Here is a 16,021-nt window from a genome sequence, read left to right on the forward strand (position 1 = left end):
AGTAACCCAATTTAGCAACTTGACAATTCGGAGAACTTTTGGACAGAGTAACTCAACTTGACGCCTTGACAACTCGGCAAACTTTTAGACAAAGTAACCCAATTTAGCGACTTGACAACTCGGAAAACTAAAACGCCAGCCCACAACATTGGCTTGGCGACAAGCGGGGCTGATGTGTAAATTTGGAACTTTGGTGCTTTTTACTTACCTTAGTGCGTGCGTGAAGTGTGGTGCTTTAAAACCCCGCCTTCGCCAAGCCTTTTCCGTTGTGGGCTATCGTAAGACAGAAACATCAATAAAACACCCTTGACAACTCGGAAAACTTTTGGACAGAGCAACCCAATTTAGCAACTTGACAACTTGTAGAACTTTTAGACGGAGTAACCCAATTTAGCAACTTGACAACTCGGAAAACTTTTGGACAGAGTAACTCAACTTGGCAACTTGACAACTTGTAGAACTTTTAGACAGAGCAACCCAACTTGGCGACTTGACAACTCGGAAAACTTTTGGACAGAGTAACTCAACTTGGCGACTTGACAACTCGGAAAACTTTTAGACAAAGTAACCCAACTTAGCAACTTGACAACTTGTAGAACTTTTGGACAAAGCAACCCAATTTAGCAACTTGACAATTCGGAAAACTAAAACGCCAGCCCACAACATTGGCTTGGCGACAAGCGGGGCTGATGTGCTAATTTGTAGTTTAGTGCTTTTTATTTACTTTTGTGATTGTGTGAAGTGTAGTGCTTTCTATGCCCCGCCTTCGCCAAGCCTTTTCCGTTATCGGTCAGGCTAAAAGACGACACAACCAAAGAAAAAGAACTAAAAAAACAGTAACATATGGCAAGTATTAAAATCAAAGACTTTTTTAACGGACGATTTTTTGAAATTCCAAAGTATCAACGTGGATACGCTTGGGAAGTCCAAAATATCAGAGATTTGTTTGATGACATTATCGAATCAATTGAATCAAATTCCAATCATTATATTGGGACAATTGTGCTTTCAAAAAGTGAAGATGATGATGAAAAATTCTACATCGTTGACGGACAACAACGCACCACGACAATAACATTGATAATAAGTTCACTGATAAAACAACTTCCGGAAAAAGATGCTTCATATTATGAACGTTTCTATTTAAAGGAAGATGACAGATATAGAATTTCACCATTAAACCGTGACCAAAATTTCTTCACAAGCATTCTAGAAGGAACAATTAATGAACCGAAAAACAAAAGTCAGCGATACTTGAAGGAAGCCATAGAAGAAATCAATTTCAAGGTTTCCCAAATTGCGGACAAATTAAAATTCTTGAAATCCGTAGAGAAACTTGAAGTAATGGAATTTGTTGAAAATTCTGAAGGTGATGCAATCCGAATATTCCAAACAGTAAACGACAGGGGAAAGCCACTTTCAAATATGGAAAAGGCGAAAAGTCTTTTGATTTATTTCTCTAATCGCTATTTAAACAAATCTTTGGACAACACTATCAACGAATATTTTAGTGATGTTTTTGAGATTTATGATGACATTAAACACCTTGGCGAAGAACTTGGAATTAATCTCATAAAAAATAGAGATTTCAACGAAGACAATTTAATGCGTTACCATTTTGTTACTTACAGCAATGAAAATTACGACCCAACTGCCAATTACGTTTTACAGTTTTTAAAAAATCAATTGACGAAATTTAGAAATGAAACATCTGATACTAATTATCCTGAAATGCATCAGTTCATTTCTGATTATATAGCAAGTTTAAAAAATTTCTTTACGAACTGTAAGGATGTAATTGAACGAGCAAAAACAGAAACGAAATTTTTCAAAATTTTTGCAATACTAAATCTATCAGCAACTCTTTATCCGTTAATAATCAAACTACAAGGACTCGGCTTGTTAGATAAATCACTTTCAGGAAAAGGACGAGAAAGTTTTAACTTTTTTGACCTTGTTGAATTAATTGAAGTAAGGGTATATAAAACGAGAGCAACAGACCCGAAGGCTGACATTGCCCGACTTGTATATGGAATCGACAATAAAAAGGCTGATGATATTGAAAATTTTCTTATTTGGTTTAACAGTCGTTGGATGCCGAAAGAAGAATTTCAATCTAATTTATCAAGGGGTATTTATGGTAATCGTGCTTTAAATCATATTTTCATTAACTATTGTGAATATCTTAATAAAACAGAATACTCAATGAACGAACTACAAGACTTAGTTGGTAAATCACCAAACATTGAACATATTCTTTCACAAACACCCACATTTGACCCCATTGCACTCGGGTTTGATAACAAAGAAGATTTTATAGACTTTGAACACACAATTGGCAACCTGACTGTTTTAGAAAAAGGGTTAAACTCAAGCGTTCAAAATAAAAACGCAATAGAAAAAATAGACGCATACGCAAGGAGTTTGTTTACAATGACAAGAATGCTTGGTTCCGAGATTGACACCAATAAAGGATTCAATAAAAAATCAGTTCAAAAAAGAACACAAATTCTTGCTGAATATTGTATTGAGCGTTGGTGGAGCGACAGGTCAATTGAAAGCCCTATGACGACCGTAACCATAGAAGAAGAAGTTGAAACAAATGACGAATGACAAAAGCCCGAACCGATAACAGGCGTTTGGCTCAATGGCGGGTGGCGTGGTTAATTGAACATTCTATCTCGCATCAACTTTTGTGGTGTATTGACAGTTTTGTGCTCCGAAATCCGCCACTACGCCAAGCCGCAAAACGTTGGTGGCAAGGCTATCGGACGACTGCGAGCACATTGACGGAGTAACATAAAAGACGTTGAATGACTGTCCCCGTGTTGGACTTCTCGGCAGACTTTGACGTAGCATTTTAATTTCGTTCTTTACATTTTAGTTTGGTGTCGGGGGACAGTAATTCAGCGTCTAAAAGGACTTTGTTAACGGACTGACAATTATCCGACAGACTAACCATCAACGATTAACAAGAATATATTGAACATGAAAATATCATACTTATTTGGAGCCGGAGCAAGTAAACAAGCATTACCAATTGTAAATGAGATACCGACAAGGATTAAAGAAGTTCTTCAACTTTTGAAAAGCGAAAAATTTCAAAATGTCAGACATTGAACAGTATGACGACTTAAAACTACAACTTTCAAAAGCCGAAATTCACAAGACATTAATTGAAGACATTGAATGGCTTCTTTCTCATTCAGAGAACCACGCAAGTATAGACACATTTGCGAAGAAACTATTTATAAAAGGTAAGCATGATGACTTAAACAAATTAAAAGCTGCGTTTTCTGTTTATCTGATTGTAGAGCAACTAATAAACAAGGCAGACAAGCGTTACGATTCATTTTACGCTTCCTTACTTAATCACAACTATTATGAGTTTCCTCCCAACTTAAGAATATTGAGTTGGAATTATGACAGTCAATTTGAATTAGCGTTTTCAGATTACACCGACAGCAAGAATATTGATTCTAACAAATCCTATCTAAACGTAATCACAAAATACACTTACGATAAACCGAGAGGTTCAAAATTTTGCCTACTAAAACTAAACGGCACAACAAATATTCTTCAAGACAATGGGTTTAGAGAATACTACTACATAGTCGTCCCTTAAAAAGTCTCTAAGTTATTGTTAATCAAATAGATATAATCAAAAAATAGTGAAAAACTATGGTACAAATTTGCAAGAAATTTGCTAAATTTGCCAAAAACCTTGCAAAAATATGTTAGGCAAAAGTCCCAATCAAAAGGAATTTCAGTTGAATTTGTATGTATCTCCTCTGCAAGATATTATCAACCCCAATCATTCCTTGATAGCTTTAGGTAAAGAAATCAACTGGAATTTTTTAGAGGAGTCGTTTAAGGGATATTATTCCACAATGGGAGCCCCTTCCAAACCCATTCGTCTGATGGTAGGGTTGCTGATACTGAAACACTTGTACAACTTATCCGATGAGCGAGTGGTAGAGGTTTGGGTAGAAAATCCTTACTATCAGTATTTTACGGGCGGGATATACTTTTCTTGGGAATTTCCTTGTGCGGCATCGGATTTGGTACATTTTCGTCATCGGATAGGGGAAGAAGGGATAAAGCTGATATTTGAGCAGAGCGTGGAGTTGCACAAGGAAGCAGTAGAAGAGAGTAAAGAGGTATTGATAGATACGACGGTAGAGGAAAAAAATATCACGTATCCGACCGATACGAAATTAGCGGCAAAAGTAATCAAGGAGACGCGAAAATATGCTGATGAGGCAGGAATAAAGTTGCGTCAGAGTTATCGTAGGGTGGTAGAAAAGTTACAGAAGCAATTGCGTTATAGTCATCGCAAAGAGCAAAAGAAGGCGTCAAGGCGGATATTGAAGCGTTTGCGAACGATAGCAGGTCGTCTGGTGCGAGAGGTGTCAAGGAAAGCGGAGGCATTGGGCAGGATAGATTTTAGGGAGAAGCAAAGTTTGTATGAACGGGTGCTGGCTCAAAAGCAGGATAGCAAAGACAAGATTTATAGCTTACACGAACCGCAAGTGGCTTGCATAGCAAAGGGGAAAGCTCATAAACCTTACGAATTTGGTTGCAAGATAGGCATAGCTACGCTACCCAAGAGCAATGTGATAGTAGGCATAGCTCACTTTTTGGGCAATCCTCACGACTCGCAGACATTGGAGGCGACTTTACAGCAAGCTCAAGCTCTATGTGGAAAGACCTTTCAAACGGCTATTGTGGATAGAGGGTATGCAGGCAAGCGAAAAGTCGGAGAAACAGAAATTATCTTGCCCAGCCCCCAGAAAGATAAGCATTTGAATACCTATCAGAAACGAAAGAAACGGAAGCAATGTCGCTCCCGTTCAGCCGTTGAACCTGTGATTGGACACTTAAAAGCCGAACACAGGCTTAAAAGGAATTTCCTCAAAGGGGTATTAGGCGATAAAATCAATGCTTGGTTGGCGGCGGCGGCTTTCAATTTTAGAAAGTGGCTCAATCGCTTTCTTTTTTGCCTCCAAAAAATTTTCACTTTTTGCCAAATTTTTGCCTCAAATCTTTTTCAACTCAAACTCAAAACTACTTTTTAAGGGACGACTATTTATTGTTGCGGATACAAAGCCTAATAAATATCCACATAATCTACGGCACTGCCGTCGCAGTTGGTTTTTTCTTGCAAGCGATAGAACGCTCTGCCTTTGTGTTTTTTGAAAGTATAAGTGCCGTCTTTTACACACTCCTGACCATTGTAAAGATAGCTTACACGCGAAACAATAGTACCTGTAAATTTGAATTCTGTATCGGAAACAGGTTCTATGGTGCCATCAATTTTTACATAGTTATTGGCATCTTTACGCTGTTCGCCCTTGATAGTGAGTACCATTTTCCCATCTTCTTGGTCTATGACTACTTTGCCCGGCTTGCATTTTTGGGTAGGGCTGGTATCTAGCCACTGCAAGGTCATTGTTCGCTGTCCTACATAACGATTGAGTAGTTGTTGATAGCTTCCTTGTGCAAAAAGAATTTGCTGAAAAAATCCTGCTACTAATAAGAAAATGAGTTTTTTCATATCTTTGTTTTTTTAGTTTGCTACAAAAATCCGCTTTTTTGCCGATATTTTCACTAAAAATTTACAAAACTTTGCTTTCAACTTACCAAGTGAGTTTTTTTCTTTACCAAAAAGAGCTTTTGCTATTTTTGAATAAAATTTTTTTGGCGATTTTTTTGGAAAAAAAGTAAATAAAACACAATTTTAGCACGTAAAAATGCAATTTGTCAATGAGCCGAATTATACAATTTCGTGAAGCCTTGCGTGAGGCAATGAGTGAAGAAATGCGAAGAGACCCCCGCGTTTTTTTGATGGGGGAAGAAGTAGCTGAATATGATGGAGCCTACAAAGTGAGCCAAGGAATGCTTGCCGAGTTCGGACCCGAAAGAGTAATAGATACTCCTATTGCTGAATTAGGTTTTGCAGGCATTGGAGTAGGTGCGGCAATGAATGGACTTCGCCCTATTGTAGAATTTATGACTTTCAATTTTTCGCTGGTAGCTATTGACCAAGTGATTAACTCGGCGGCGAAAATGATGTCTATGTCGGGTGGGCAGTATTCTGTACCTATTGTTTTCCGAGGTCCTACGGGCAATGCAGGTATGCTCAGCTCGCAACACTCACAGAATTTTGAAAACTGGTATGCCAATACGCCTGGGCTCAAAGTAGTAGTGCCTTCCAATCCTTACGATGCCAAAGGCTTGTTAAAAACAGCTATTCGCGATGATGACCCCGTAATTTTTATGGAGTCGGAGCTAATGTATGGCGATAAAGGCGAAGTACCCGAAGAGGAATATCTGATTCCTTTGGGAGTAGCCAAAATTACGCGTACAGGTACAGATGTAACGGTGGTTTCTTTTGGAAAAATGATGAAAGTAGCTCACGCCGCCGCCGATGAAGCCGCCAAAGAAGGAATTTCCGTAGAAGTAATTGATTTGCGTACTGTTCGCCCGATTGACTATAAAACCGTCGTAGAATCTGTCAAGAAAACCAATCGTTTGGTAGTGGTAGAAGAGGCTTGGCCTCTGGCGGCAATTTCTTCTGAAATAGCCTATCATGTTCAAAGACACGCATTTGACTACCTTGATGCTCCTATTCACCGCATCAATAGTATGGACGTGCCTTTGCCTTATGCTCCTACACTCATTGAAGCCATTTTACCGAACCCCAAGCGTACTTTGGAAGCTATCAAAGCTGTAACTTACCGAAAATAATAACTTTTACTAAAACCTACTCCCTGACCTCTCGGAGTGTCGGGGTTTTTTATTATTTTGCAACGCAGTTTTCTAACAAAAACCTTTTTTCTTATGAATTACGACTTAATTGTGATAGGAAGCGGACCGGGCGGCTATGTTGCCGCTATCAGAGCTCGTCAGTTGGGCTTGAAAACAGCAGTAGTAGAAGCCGCCGAGCTGGGAGGTATCTGCCTAAATTGGGGTTGTATTCCTACGAAAGCCTTGCTCAAATCGGCACAAGTGTTTGAATACATCAAGCACGCCCAAGACTATGGCATACATATTCAGCAGGCACAAGCCGATTTCAAAGCGATGATTCAGCGTAGCCGAGATGTTGCCGCTGGTATGAGCAAAGGAATTCAGTTTTTGTTCCGTAAAAATCAAGTAGAACTGATAGAGGGATTTGCCAAACTTACCCGCGATAAAAAAGTAGAAGTAACTGCCAAAGATGGTTCTAAAAAACTACTGGAAGCCAAGCATATTCTCTTGGCTACGGGTGGCAGAGCAAGGGAGCTACCGAATATCAAAATTGACAACGAAAAGGTAATAGGCTATCGCAAGGCAATGTATATGGATAAGCAACCCAAAAAGATGATTATTATGGGTTCGGGGGCGATAGGTGTAGAGTTTGCATATTTTTACAATTCAATTGGTACTGATGTAACCATTGTAGAATTTATGCCTCGCATTGTACCTGTGGAAGATGAGGAGGTTTCAAAACAACTTGAAAAATCTTACAAGAAAATGGGTATAAAAATTCTTACTTCCTCTACCGTAGAGGCTGTGGATACTTCGGGAGCAGGTTGTAAGGTTACTATCAAAACCCCTAATGGCATTGAGCAAATGGAGTGTGATGTGGTACTTTCGGCGGTGGGCGTTACTGCCAATATTGAAGGAATAGGCTTGGAAGAAGCAGGTGTAAAAACTGATAAAGGCAAAGTAGTGGTAGATGAATACTATCGCACCAATGTAGCGGGTATTTATGCCATTGGAGATATTACCCCAGGTCCTGCTTTGGCACACGTAGCTTCGGCAGAGGGTATCATTTGTGTAGAAAAAATAGCAGGTTTGAACCCGCACCCGCTCAATTACAACAATATACCCGGTTGTACATATTGCCAGCCCGAAATTGCTTCCGTAGGACTTACCGAAGCACAAGCCAAAGAAAAAGGCTACGATATAAAAGTGGGTAAATTTCCTTTCACGGCTTCGGGAAAAGCCAAAGCAGGTGGCGTGAGCGATGGATTTATTAAAGTAATTTTTGATGCCAAATATGGCGAATGGCTTGGCTGTCATATGATTGGAGCAAATGTTACAGAAATGATTGCCGAAGTAGTAGTAGCACGCAACTTGGAAACCACAGGACACGAAATCATCAAATCCGTGCATCCGCACCCTACAATGAGCGAGGCAATTATGGAAGCCGTTGCCGCCGCTTATGGAGAGGTGATACATATTTAATTTTTCGCTTCATTAGCAGAAAAGGCAGTATACAAACTGCCTTTTTTTGTAATAATTTTTTGATTTTCAAAAAATCACCACAATACTATGCTAAACGAAGAATTTTGGACAGAACGCTATCGTAACCAGCAAACAGGTTGGGATATAGGTTACCCTTCTACCCCTTTACAAAAATATTTTGAACAACTCAGTCGCAAAGATATTCACATTCTTATTCCCGGTTGTGGAAATGCTTATGAGGCTGAATTTTTAGTAAAAAACGGCTTTCAAAATATTACTCTTGTGGATATTTCGGGCTTTTTGGTGGAAAAACTTCAAAAACATTTTGCCTCTTATCCACAAGTAAAAGTTATCCACACTGATTTTTTCGCCTTTACAGGAAAATATGATTTGATTGTAGAACAGACCTTTTTCTGTGCCATTGAGCCAAGTTTGCGAGCTTTGTACGCAAAAAAAATGTATGAATTGCTGTCCGAAAAGGGCAAGTTGGTAGGGCTGCTTTTCAACAGAGAATTTGAACATTCAGGTCCGCCTTTTGGAGGCTCAAAAAATGAGTATTTGAATTATTTTGAGCCTTATTTTGATTTGAAAGTTTTTGAAACTTGCTACAATTCCATTCCGCCAAGGGCTGGTGCAGAACTTTTTATGATTTTGGAGAAGAAAAATCATACAACTGCATTGGGGTAATACAGAAATCTAATTTTATATCATATTCATTGGTATCGCTAATGGGTTCGTGCAAGGCTTCAAAAAGCGAAATACCAACTTTTAAGGCTTGGGGACACTCGGAAAGAAACCTATCGTAAAAACCTTTTCCATAGCCTACCCGATAGCCTTGTGCATCAAAGGCTAAAAGAGGAATAAGTACCATATCAATAGCAGAAAGATTTTCAAAGATTTCTGTGGAAAGCGGCTCGGGGACTCCCCAACGATTTTCCTGAATTTCAGTAGCTTCGGTAAAAATATAATGCGAAAGGCTATGGGTTTCGGGGTGGGTACGAGAAACAAGCAAGGTAATATGAGGCTTTTCTTCCCAAACCTGATAGATAAAACTCCACAAATCAGGTTCTTTTTGCCTGGTAATAGGCAAAAATAAGTGTAGATAGCTTACTTTTTCAAGCAAATTCCATTGAAATAATCTATCGGTGATGGCTCTGTTCTTGGTAAGCCATTCCAACTCGCTTAGTTTTTGCCTCTTTTTTTTGTAAAATTCTCGTATTTCTCTTTTGAGCATAGTGGAAAACCATAAAAAACAGGCATAGCTTTCTATGCCTGCATAATTTTTTAGTAAAAGGAATGAATTTATTTTTTAGTTGTATCGGCAGGAATTACGTTTCCAGCTTTTAGGGCATCACGATTTTTGGTATACATAGCGGGAATTTTGTCTTTACCACCTGCTTTATCAATAAGTTCTTTTAACTCGCTTATTTCTTTTTCTAAATCTTTTGAAATTTTATCGTGTGTGCTTTGTACTTTTTGGTGTTTGCTATCCAAAGATCTTCTATCTTGTTCTGCTTTTTCATAGGTGATTTCCCCTTTTTCATAACGATTGATAAAATTGAGCAGTTCGTCTATTTCTTTCACAAATTCACTAATCATATCGCTATCTTCTTTCATAGTAGCCTGAAAACGCTGTTGAAGGGCATCAAAAGCGGGTTCGGGTTGGGGTTTTAGGCTCAAATATAAGTTGCGTAATGTATCAAAATAATCTTGATAGTCTCGGCGTTCCATTTCCATTTCTTGATGCTCTCGGTTCAATCCTGCATACTCATCGTGAAAATGCTTCAATCTTTCTTGTTTTTGTTGAGCATCTTCTGTTCCTCCGCTTCCAGTATCACCTCCCCCCGAATTGTTACAGGCAAAATTCAAACAAGCCAAACAGGTAAGTATTGCGTAGAAAATAACCTTTCTCATAATTGTTTAGTTTAAGGTTGTTTTAAGGAAATTTTACGGAAAAATAAGAAAATTTTGTGAGTTGTCAATATTTTTTTGAAAATTTATTTTTGAAAAATGGGTTTGGTTTCGGTTTCAATTTTTACACCTGTAAGGTCATAACGAAAAACCACTTTTTTTCTTGCAATTTGCTCCAAAGTAGGTTTGAGTATCAGCTCTGCATTTTTTTTAGTTTGCTCCATAATATTGCTTTCCATAGCTGTTTTTGCTACTTGTTTTTCGGCTTCTTTGTAGGCTGTTTCAATAAGTTGGGCTTCGTCAAAGGTCATAAAGCCCGTTTTTACTTCATATACTCTGCTATCTTGCTGATTTACTTTTACATAGCAAAGCTCGGGCTTAGGAAGTTGTATAATCATTACGCTATCTTTTTCAAGGATATGCTCTTTCTTGATTTTGGTTAAATCTATACAACCTACTGCCTCGCCTGCTACAATCAGTAGCGTTTTGCTATCACCACCTTTGTACCAAGGTCTATCTATTTTGTACTCCAAAATATCTTTGAAAGTATATTTGACAAGTTCCAGTTTTCCCAAAGCCTCAATTTGCTCCAAAGTAGTTTGATGCTTGATAACTTCCTTTGCACTTTTAGAACCTCCTCCCCAAAAACTACCTTTAATGAAATGCCAGAAAAGCACTCCTGCCAAAAAGAGCAGAATTCCTGTGCCTATTTTAATAGCCCATTTGACAAGCATTGAATTTATGTGTTAATTTGCAAGAAATGAGTTGATATGCTCACTATTCACGCCGAAAATTTAGGAAAAAAATTTAATAACGAATGGATATTTCGGAATTTTTCTTTTGAGTTTCAGGAAAATAAGCCCGTAGCAATTACAGGGAACAATGGAAGTGGCAAATCTACACTTTTGCAAGTAATTTCGGGCATTTTGCCTGCCAGCGAAGGAAAAATTTTTTACAAAGTAAATGATAAAATCATTGCTACGGAAAATTTTTATCAATACCTTGCTTGGGCAAGTCCGTATATGGAATTGGTAGAAGAGCTAACTCTTACGGAAATGATACAATTCCACGAGAAACTCAAAGGTTTGCAAACGGCTCATCTGATTGAAATTTTACGTTTGGAAAATGCTCGCCACAAGTATATCAAGAATTTTTCATCGGGAATGAAACAACGCCTCAAATTGGGTTTGGCATTTTACTCGCCTGCTCCTGTTTTATTGCTTGATGAACCCACCACCAATTTAGACCAAGAAAATATCCGTTGGTATCAGTCGGAAATGCAGAAACTTATTGGGAAAAAGTTGGTTATTGTGGCTTCAAATCAGCCCGAAGAGTACGAGTTTTGCAAAATCAAAATCAGTTTGCATTAAGGTATTAGGATTTGAGCCAGTTGGCAATCATTTCTTTACCATATTCGGTAAGTATGCTTTCGGGGTGAAACTGAACACCTTTCAGAGCGTATTTGCGATGCGAAATTGCCATTACAAAGCCAGCCTCATCTTCGGCAGTGATTTCTAAATCGGTAGGCAGGAGCGAGGATTTATCAATAACCCAAGAATGATACCTACCTACTTTGAAACGAGTAGGCAATTTTTCAAACAACTTTTCCGTTGTACTACAAAGATGTATTTCGGTGGCTACTCCGTGCTGAACTTGGGGCAAATTGTAAAGCATTGCACCAAAGGCTTCACCAATAGCCTGATGACCCAGACAAACTCCTAAAATATCTTTGGTAGAAGCATAATTTTGAAGCAAAGCAGGCATTATACCTGCATCTTTGGGGAGGCTGGGACCTGGTGAAAGTAGAATTTTATCATATCTCGCAACTTGCTCTAAGGCAATTTTATCGTTGCGAAAAACATCAGGATATACGCCTAACTCTTTGAGCAAATGTACCAAGTTGTAAGTAAAGCTATCGTAATTATCTAAAACTAAGACCCTCATAAGTAAAAATTTGAACAAAGATGAAAACTTTTACAAAAAACGCAAAATAAACGTTTAAGTGTGTGCGTTTGAATAGAAAAATTTTGTTTAACTTTTGAAAAAAAATATTAAACAAAATTTGGATTTTTGTCTAACTTTTAATAAGTTTGTGTTCAACAAAACAATGGAGGTGTATTATGACAGCCCTTGAATTTAACAGCCAGTTAGCACAAGCCATAAAGGCTCTCAAGCCTTTTGCAGTGCGTTTGACCAAAGATTTGGAAGATGCCAACGATTTGCTTCAAGATACAATGTATAAAGCCTTCACCAATCAAGAAAAATTTGCCGATGGCACAAACCTGAAAGCGTGGCTCTATACAATAATGAAAAATACGTTCATTACCAATTATCAAAGAATGGTAAGACGTAAAACATTCATTGATACTACGGATAATTTGCACTACATCAATAGCACGGCGAGTATTGCTCAGAATGCGGGGGTTTCGTCGCTGGCAATGCAAGAAATCACGGAGGCTCTTGATGCCCTTGATGAAGTCTATCGTACGCCTTTTATGATGTATTTCAAAGGTTTCAAATATCACGAAATCGCTGAAAGATTAGGTATTCCGATTGGTACCGTGAAAAATAGAATTCATATTGCCCGAAAAGAACTGAAAGATAAACTTTTGAAGTTGGGCTATTAAAAAAGCAAAACCCTCATAGATTAGAGCTATGAGGGTTTTTTAATGCAATGGTGCCTATTTCAAAAATTTGAGCTTCAAAAACTTCAGCAAAATGTCTGACAATAACATTTTCTACTTCTTGCAAAGGAACTTCTCTGCCAAGTTCTTTTTGCATTGAGGTTACGCCTTTATCTACTATACCGCAAGGTACTATGTAATTGAAAAAGTCAAGCTCTGTATTTACATTCAAAGCAAAGCCGTGCATAGTTACCCAGCGACTTGTTTTTACACCCATAGCACAGATTTTACGAGGATTTTGTTGGGTATCAATCCAAACACCTGTGAAGCCTTGCAATCTTTCTGCCCGAATACCAAAATCAGCCAGAGTGCGTATAATCACTTCTTCCAAAGAACGCATATACCAATGTATATCGGTCGCAAAATTTTCAAGGTCCAAAATGGGATAACCCACAATTTGCCCTAATCCGTGATAGGTTATATCGCCGCCTCGGTTAATTTTGTAAAATTCTACACCTTTTTCAGAAAGTTCATTTTCTGAAATGAGTAGGTTTTCAACTTTTCCGCTTTTGCCAAGGGTATAAACGTGGTTATGCTCGCAAAGCAAAAGATAATTTTCAGTAGGTTCAGTGTTTTGTGGGTTAGTTTTTTGAGCAATGATTTTTTCAAAAAGCAAAGTTTGATAGTCCCAAGCGGGCTTGTAGGAAACTCTCCCTAAATTTTGTAAAAAAATATGTTTGTTTTTCATCAATTATCTGCCAAAATACAAGTTTTCTTTGTCTTTGCGAGTTTGGTCTTCCAAAGGATATTCTTTGCGTAGTGGGTGATAATCCATTTCATCTACGTTGTAAATACGTTTGAGGTTAGGGTGTCCGTCAAAAATAATCCCATAAAAGTCGTAGGCTTCGCGTTCCATCCAGTTGGCGGCGGCAAAAAGGTGCGTAATTGTGGGAATATGTAAATCGTTTTCAGGCAAAAACACCTTAATACGCAAACGAATATTATGGATAAGACTATGAATTTGGTACATTACGGCAAATTCTGCACCTACATTGTCGGGGTAATGAATACCACAAAGGGTAGTGAGGAACTGAAATTGGAACTGCTTGTGAAAATACAAGTATTCCAAAAGATTGACAATAATTTCTCTATCGCATATCAGCAAAGGCAGGTCGGAATGTGTATGTGTGTCCAACGCCAATTTGCCTTCAAACTTTTGTAAAATATCTTCAAGAACAATTTCGCGTGTGAGTACAGCCATAGCATTAAAGTTTGAACCAAAAGTAAAGACTTTTCAGAAAAAAGCCAATTTATTCATAAAAATTTTCTGTAAGCCCCAAAAGGAAACTTACATTTTGCCAAAAAGGTTTTACTTTGAAACTTGTAGGCGAAAGAATGGCTTGCTTATGAAGCAACTTTTTACCTTCTTTGAGCTGGTAATGCGAAAAAAACCACTGATTGCGTTTGCGATTGAACCAACTTTTTACGCCCGCTATTTCTTGAAATTGAGCTTTCGGACTTGTACGATAAATTTGGGCTTCTTCACCAAGATAATTTTGTGTTTTCTCATCAACCCAAAGCAATAATCTGGGCATTTTATCAGCATTTTTTTCTTTGGCAGAACTTTTGGTAGTTAGAATCCAGGTATTTTTTTCCTTTTTAATTTCTACGTACTTTACCAAATTTCCAGCAATGGCAGGATTTCCCCGATAGGCAATGCCGTTTATTTGCCCGCTAAGCGTATCGTAAAAAATTTCTTGTTTGAGCGAATCTATCCACTTCTCATTCTGATAAATTTTGTATTCTATTTCAGCGGGCAGATGTTTGCTATTGTAAGCAATTTTAGTAATGTTTTTTTTGAGAAATTTTTGCTCATTTTTATCCCAAAATTCATCATAAAATTCAGTAGGTAAATAGCGAATATTGTAGTTGAAGGTTCGGCGTTTGTATTTGAGCCAATCTCGGTTGAGGCTATCCCAAATTTCTTTGCGGTAGTTTTGTAGAGCGTGGAAAGCATTGTAACTAAAAACCCACCTATGGGTATAGTGCCATTCGTTATTTTGCCATTTTTCGCAAAGTATTTCTCTCAGGTGGTTTTGCTTATCGTATAAGTGGAAGTACCGCTTTTCCAAGATTTTTTTAGAGGTATCGTTGGGTAAAACTTTATAGAAAAAAATAGTGTCAGCAGGCAAAAAAGGAGGCTTTCCTTGTGCCCAAAGCCATTGCGAGAGTATTAACCAAACCCATAAGCAAGCAAGAAACTTCATAGAATTTTAAGCATTTTGGCAAAAATACAGAAAAATGTCTGAATTTTATGCCTATGTTTGCGTTTTATGATAAGTTTGTGCTTTCAAGATAGCCTTTGTGGAATTATTACTTTATTTTCTTGTTTTCATAGCCAGTGTAGTGGCGGGGTTTATCAATACCCTTGCGGGTAGCGGTAGCCTGATTATGCTTCCTTTGCTGATTGCGATGGGCTTGCCTCCCGTAGTAGCCAATGGCACAAATCGTATAGCGGTGGTGTTGCAAAGTGCTACGGGGCTAATCACTTTTCTGCAAAAGTCATCTATTCGCCTGAAAAACCCTGTTTGGATTGTAACACCTTCACTTATCGGAGCTTTGATGGGGGCTTATGTAGCTACGCTTGTCAGCGATAAATTTTTCAAAGATTTTTTAGGTATTTTGATGATTGTAATGCTTCTGCTTTTGCTACTCAAACCCGAAAAATGGCTCAAAGAAAAACTAACAGAAAGTTTCAAAGAAAAAAAATGGTACAATCAACTTGCTTTGTTCGGAGTAGGAGTATATGGAGGTTTTGTGCAAGCAGGGGTAGGAATTTTTTTACTTGTGGTGCTGGTAATGGGGCTGGAAAAGCCTTTGAAAATCGCGAATGCCTATAAGCTGATAATTGTAGCTTTATATGCTTTGCCTGTGCTTTTGGTATTTTTGTGGCAAGGGCAAGCCGATTGGTTTTGGGGCATACTTACTGCCTTGGGGCAAGCTTTGGGAGCATATCTTGCCGCTGGCTTCGCCGCCAAACACCCCAAAGCCAACCAATGGACTTATTATTTGCTCATAGTTGTTATTATCCTTTCCATAGTGTACTTTTACCTATAAACCCAATACTTGGCTTTCAAAAACTTCAAAAAGTTAGGCGTTTGAGGTTCAAGCCTTTAATGGCTTTATCTCTCATTTTTTTGTCTGACATTTATTTTCTAAAATCCTGTTTCCTGTATCTTGTTTCCTGTTTCCTT

General features: G+C 38.2%; 17 protein-coding genes. 9 read left to right on the forward strand and 8 right to left on the reverse strand.

The features are described from left to right. Positions 1–843: 843 nt before the first annotated feature. The 3 genes from ACWITO_RS06715 to ACWITO_RS06725 all read left to right on the forward strand — a co-directional run bounded on the left by ACWITO_RS06715 (position 844) and on the right by ACWITO_RS06725 (position 5,078). Complete coding sequence (locus ACWITO_RS06715) at positions 844–2,613, forward strand: DUF262 domain-containing protein (RefSeq protein ID WP_448529230.1); 1,770 nt, start codon at positions 844–846, stop codon at positions 2,611–2,613. A 493-nt stretch (positions 2,614–3,106) separates the two neighbouring features. Beyond that, positions 3,107–3,625, forward strand: coding sequence for a hypothetical protein (locus tag ACWITO_RS06720; RefSeq protein ID WP_448529231.1), 519 nt, complete (start codon positions 3,107–3,109; stop codon positions 3,623–3,625). A 109-nt stretch (positions 3,626–3,734) separates the two neighbouring features. Next, positions 3,735–5,078 (forward strand): IS5 family transposase, encoded by a 1,344-nt coding sequence (locus ACWITO_RS06725; protein WP_448529232.1) that lies wholly within the window; start codon positions 3,735–3,737, stop codon positions 5,076–5,078. Between the two features lie 32 nt (positions 5,079–5,110). Here the strand turns inward: ACWITO_RS06725 and ACWITO_RS06730 are convergent, their stop codons facing one another. Next, positions 5,111–5,557, reverse strand: a complete 447-nt coding sequence (locus tag ACWITO_RS06730) for a hypothetical protein (RefSeq protein WP_448529233.1) — start codon at positions 5,555–5,557, stop codon at positions 5,111–5,113. 209 nt (positions 5,558–5,766) lie between these two features. Here ACWITO_RS06730 and ACWITO_RS06735 point away from each other — a divergent pair, with 209 nt between their 5' ends. The 3 genes from ACWITO_RS06735 to ACWITO_RS06745 all read left to right on the forward strand — a co-directional run bounded on the left by ACWITO_RS06735 (position 5,767) and on the right by ACWITO_RS06745 (position 8,919). After that, the gene (locus tag ACWITO_RS06735) at positions 5,767–6,750 is read left to right on the forward strand and encodes a pyruvate dehydrogenase complex E1 component subunit beta (RefSeq protein WP_448529234.1); all 984 of its coding nucleotides are present in this window, start codon (positions 5,767–5,769) and stop codon (positions 6,748–6,750) included. A gap of 93 nt (positions 6,751–6,843) precedes the next feature. Further along, positions 6,844–8,232, forward strand: a complete 1,389-nt coding sequence (gene lpdA, locus ACWITO_RS06740) for a dihydrolipoyl dehydrogenase (protein WP_448529235.1) — start codon at positions 6,844–6,846, stop codon at positions 8,230–8,232. 87 nt (positions 8,233–8,319) lie between these two features. Next, positions 8,320–8,919, forward strand: a complete 600-nt coding sequence (locus tag ACWITO_RS06745; RefSeq protein WP_448529236.1) for a methyltransferase domain-containing protein — start codon at positions 8,320–8,322, stop codon at positions 8,917–8,919. On the opposite strand, the gene ACWITO_RS06750 is transcribed toward ACWITO_RS06745, so the two are convergent. The 3 genes from ACWITO_RS06750 to ACWITO_RS06760 all read right to left on the reverse strand — a co-directional run bounded on the left by ACWITO_RS06750 (position 8,876) and on the right by ACWITO_RS06760 (position 10,877). Continuing rightward, positions 8,876–9,409 (reverse strand): 5-formyltetrahydrofolate cyclo-ligase, encoded by a 534-nt coding sequence (locus ACWITO_RS06750; protein ID WP_448529237.1) that lies wholly within the window; start codon positions 9,407–9,409, stop codon positions 8,876–8,878. The two genes, ACWITO_RS06745 and ACWITO_RS06750, sit on opposite strands and share 44 nt — an antisense overlap. Before the next feature lie 125 nt (positions 9,410–9,534). After that, positions 9,535–10,146 carry a hypothetical protein gene (locus ACWITO_RS06755; RefSeq protein ID WP_448529238.1) on the reverse strand — a complete coding sequence of 204 codons (612 nt, stop codon included), beginning with the start codon at positions 10,144–10,146 and terminating at the stop codon, positions 9,535–9,537. 83 nt (positions 10,147–10,229) lie between these two features. After that, positions 10,230–10,877 (reverse strand): DUF4230 domain-containing protein, encoded by a 648-nt coding sequence (locus ACWITO_RS06760; protein WP_448529239.1) that lies wholly within the window; start codon positions 10,875–10,877, stop codon positions 10,230–10,232. Between the two features lie 36 nt (positions 10,878–10,913). Between ACWITO_RS06760 and ACWITO_RS06765 the strand changes: the two genes are divergently transcribed. Then, on the forward strand, positions 10,914–11,513 hold the full coding sequence (locus ACWITO_RS06765) for an ABC transporter ATP-binding protein (RefSeq protein WP_448529240.1): 600 nt from the start codon (positions 10,914–10,916) through the stop codon (positions 11,511–11,513). A 4-nt stretch (positions 11,514–11,517) separates the two neighbouring features. Here ACWITO_RS06765 and ACWITO_RS06770 read toward each other — a convergent pair whose 3' ends face one another. Continuing rightward, positions 11,518–12,087, reverse strand: coding sequence for an anthranilate synthase component II (locus ACWITO_RS06770; RefSeq protein ID WP_448529241.1), 570 nt, complete (start codon positions 12,085–12,087; stop codon positions 11,518–11,520). A gap of 176 nt (positions 12,088–12,263) precedes the next feature. Between ACWITO_RS06770 and ACWITO_RS06775 the strand changes: the two genes are divergently transcribed. Beyond that, entirely contained in the window at positions 12,264–12,770 is a 507-nt protein-coding gene (locus tag ACWITO_RS06775; RefSeq protein WP_448529242.1) for an RNA polymerase sigma factor, read from the forward strand. A 13-nt stretch (positions 12,771–12,783) separates the two neighbouring features. Here ACWITO_RS06775 and lipB read toward each other — a convergent pair whose 3' ends face one another. The 3 genes from lipB to ACWITO_RS06790 are packed head-to-tail and all read right to left on the reverse strand — an operon-like array spanning position 12,784 to position 15,034. Further along, on the reverse strand, positions 12,784–13,515 hold the full coding sequence (gene lipB, locus ACWITO_RS06780; RefSeq protein ID WP_448529243.1) for a lipoyl(octanoyl) transferase LipB: 732 nt from the start codon (positions 13,513–13,515) through the stop codon (positions 12,784–12,786). Positions 13,516–13,518: 3 nt separating this feature from the next. Next, entirely contained in the window at positions 13,519–14,028 is a 510-nt protein-coding gene (locus tag ACWITO_RS06785) for an NADH-quinone oxidoreductase subunit C (RefSeq protein WP_448529244.1), read from the reverse strand. A gap of 49 nt (positions 14,029–14,077) precedes the next feature. Next, positions 14,078–15,034 carry a hypothetical protein gene (locus ACWITO_RS06790; RefSeq protein ID WP_448529245.1) on the reverse strand — a complete coding sequence of 319 codons (957 nt, stop codon included), beginning with the start codon at positions 15,032–15,034 and terminating at the stop codon, positions 14,078–14,080. Positions 15,035–15,131: 97 nt separating this feature from the next. Here ACWITO_RS06790 and ACWITO_RS06795 point away from each other — a divergent pair, with 97 nt between their 5' ends. Further along, positions 15,132–15,884, forward strand: a complete 753-nt coding sequence (locus tag ACWITO_RS06795; protein ID WP_448529246.1) for a sulfite exporter TauE/SafE family protein — start codon at positions 15,132–15,134, stop codon at positions 15,882–15,884. The last annotated feature ends 137 nt before the right edge of the window (positions 15,885–16,021 follow it).

Source organism: Raineya sp., from assembly GCF_053497555.1.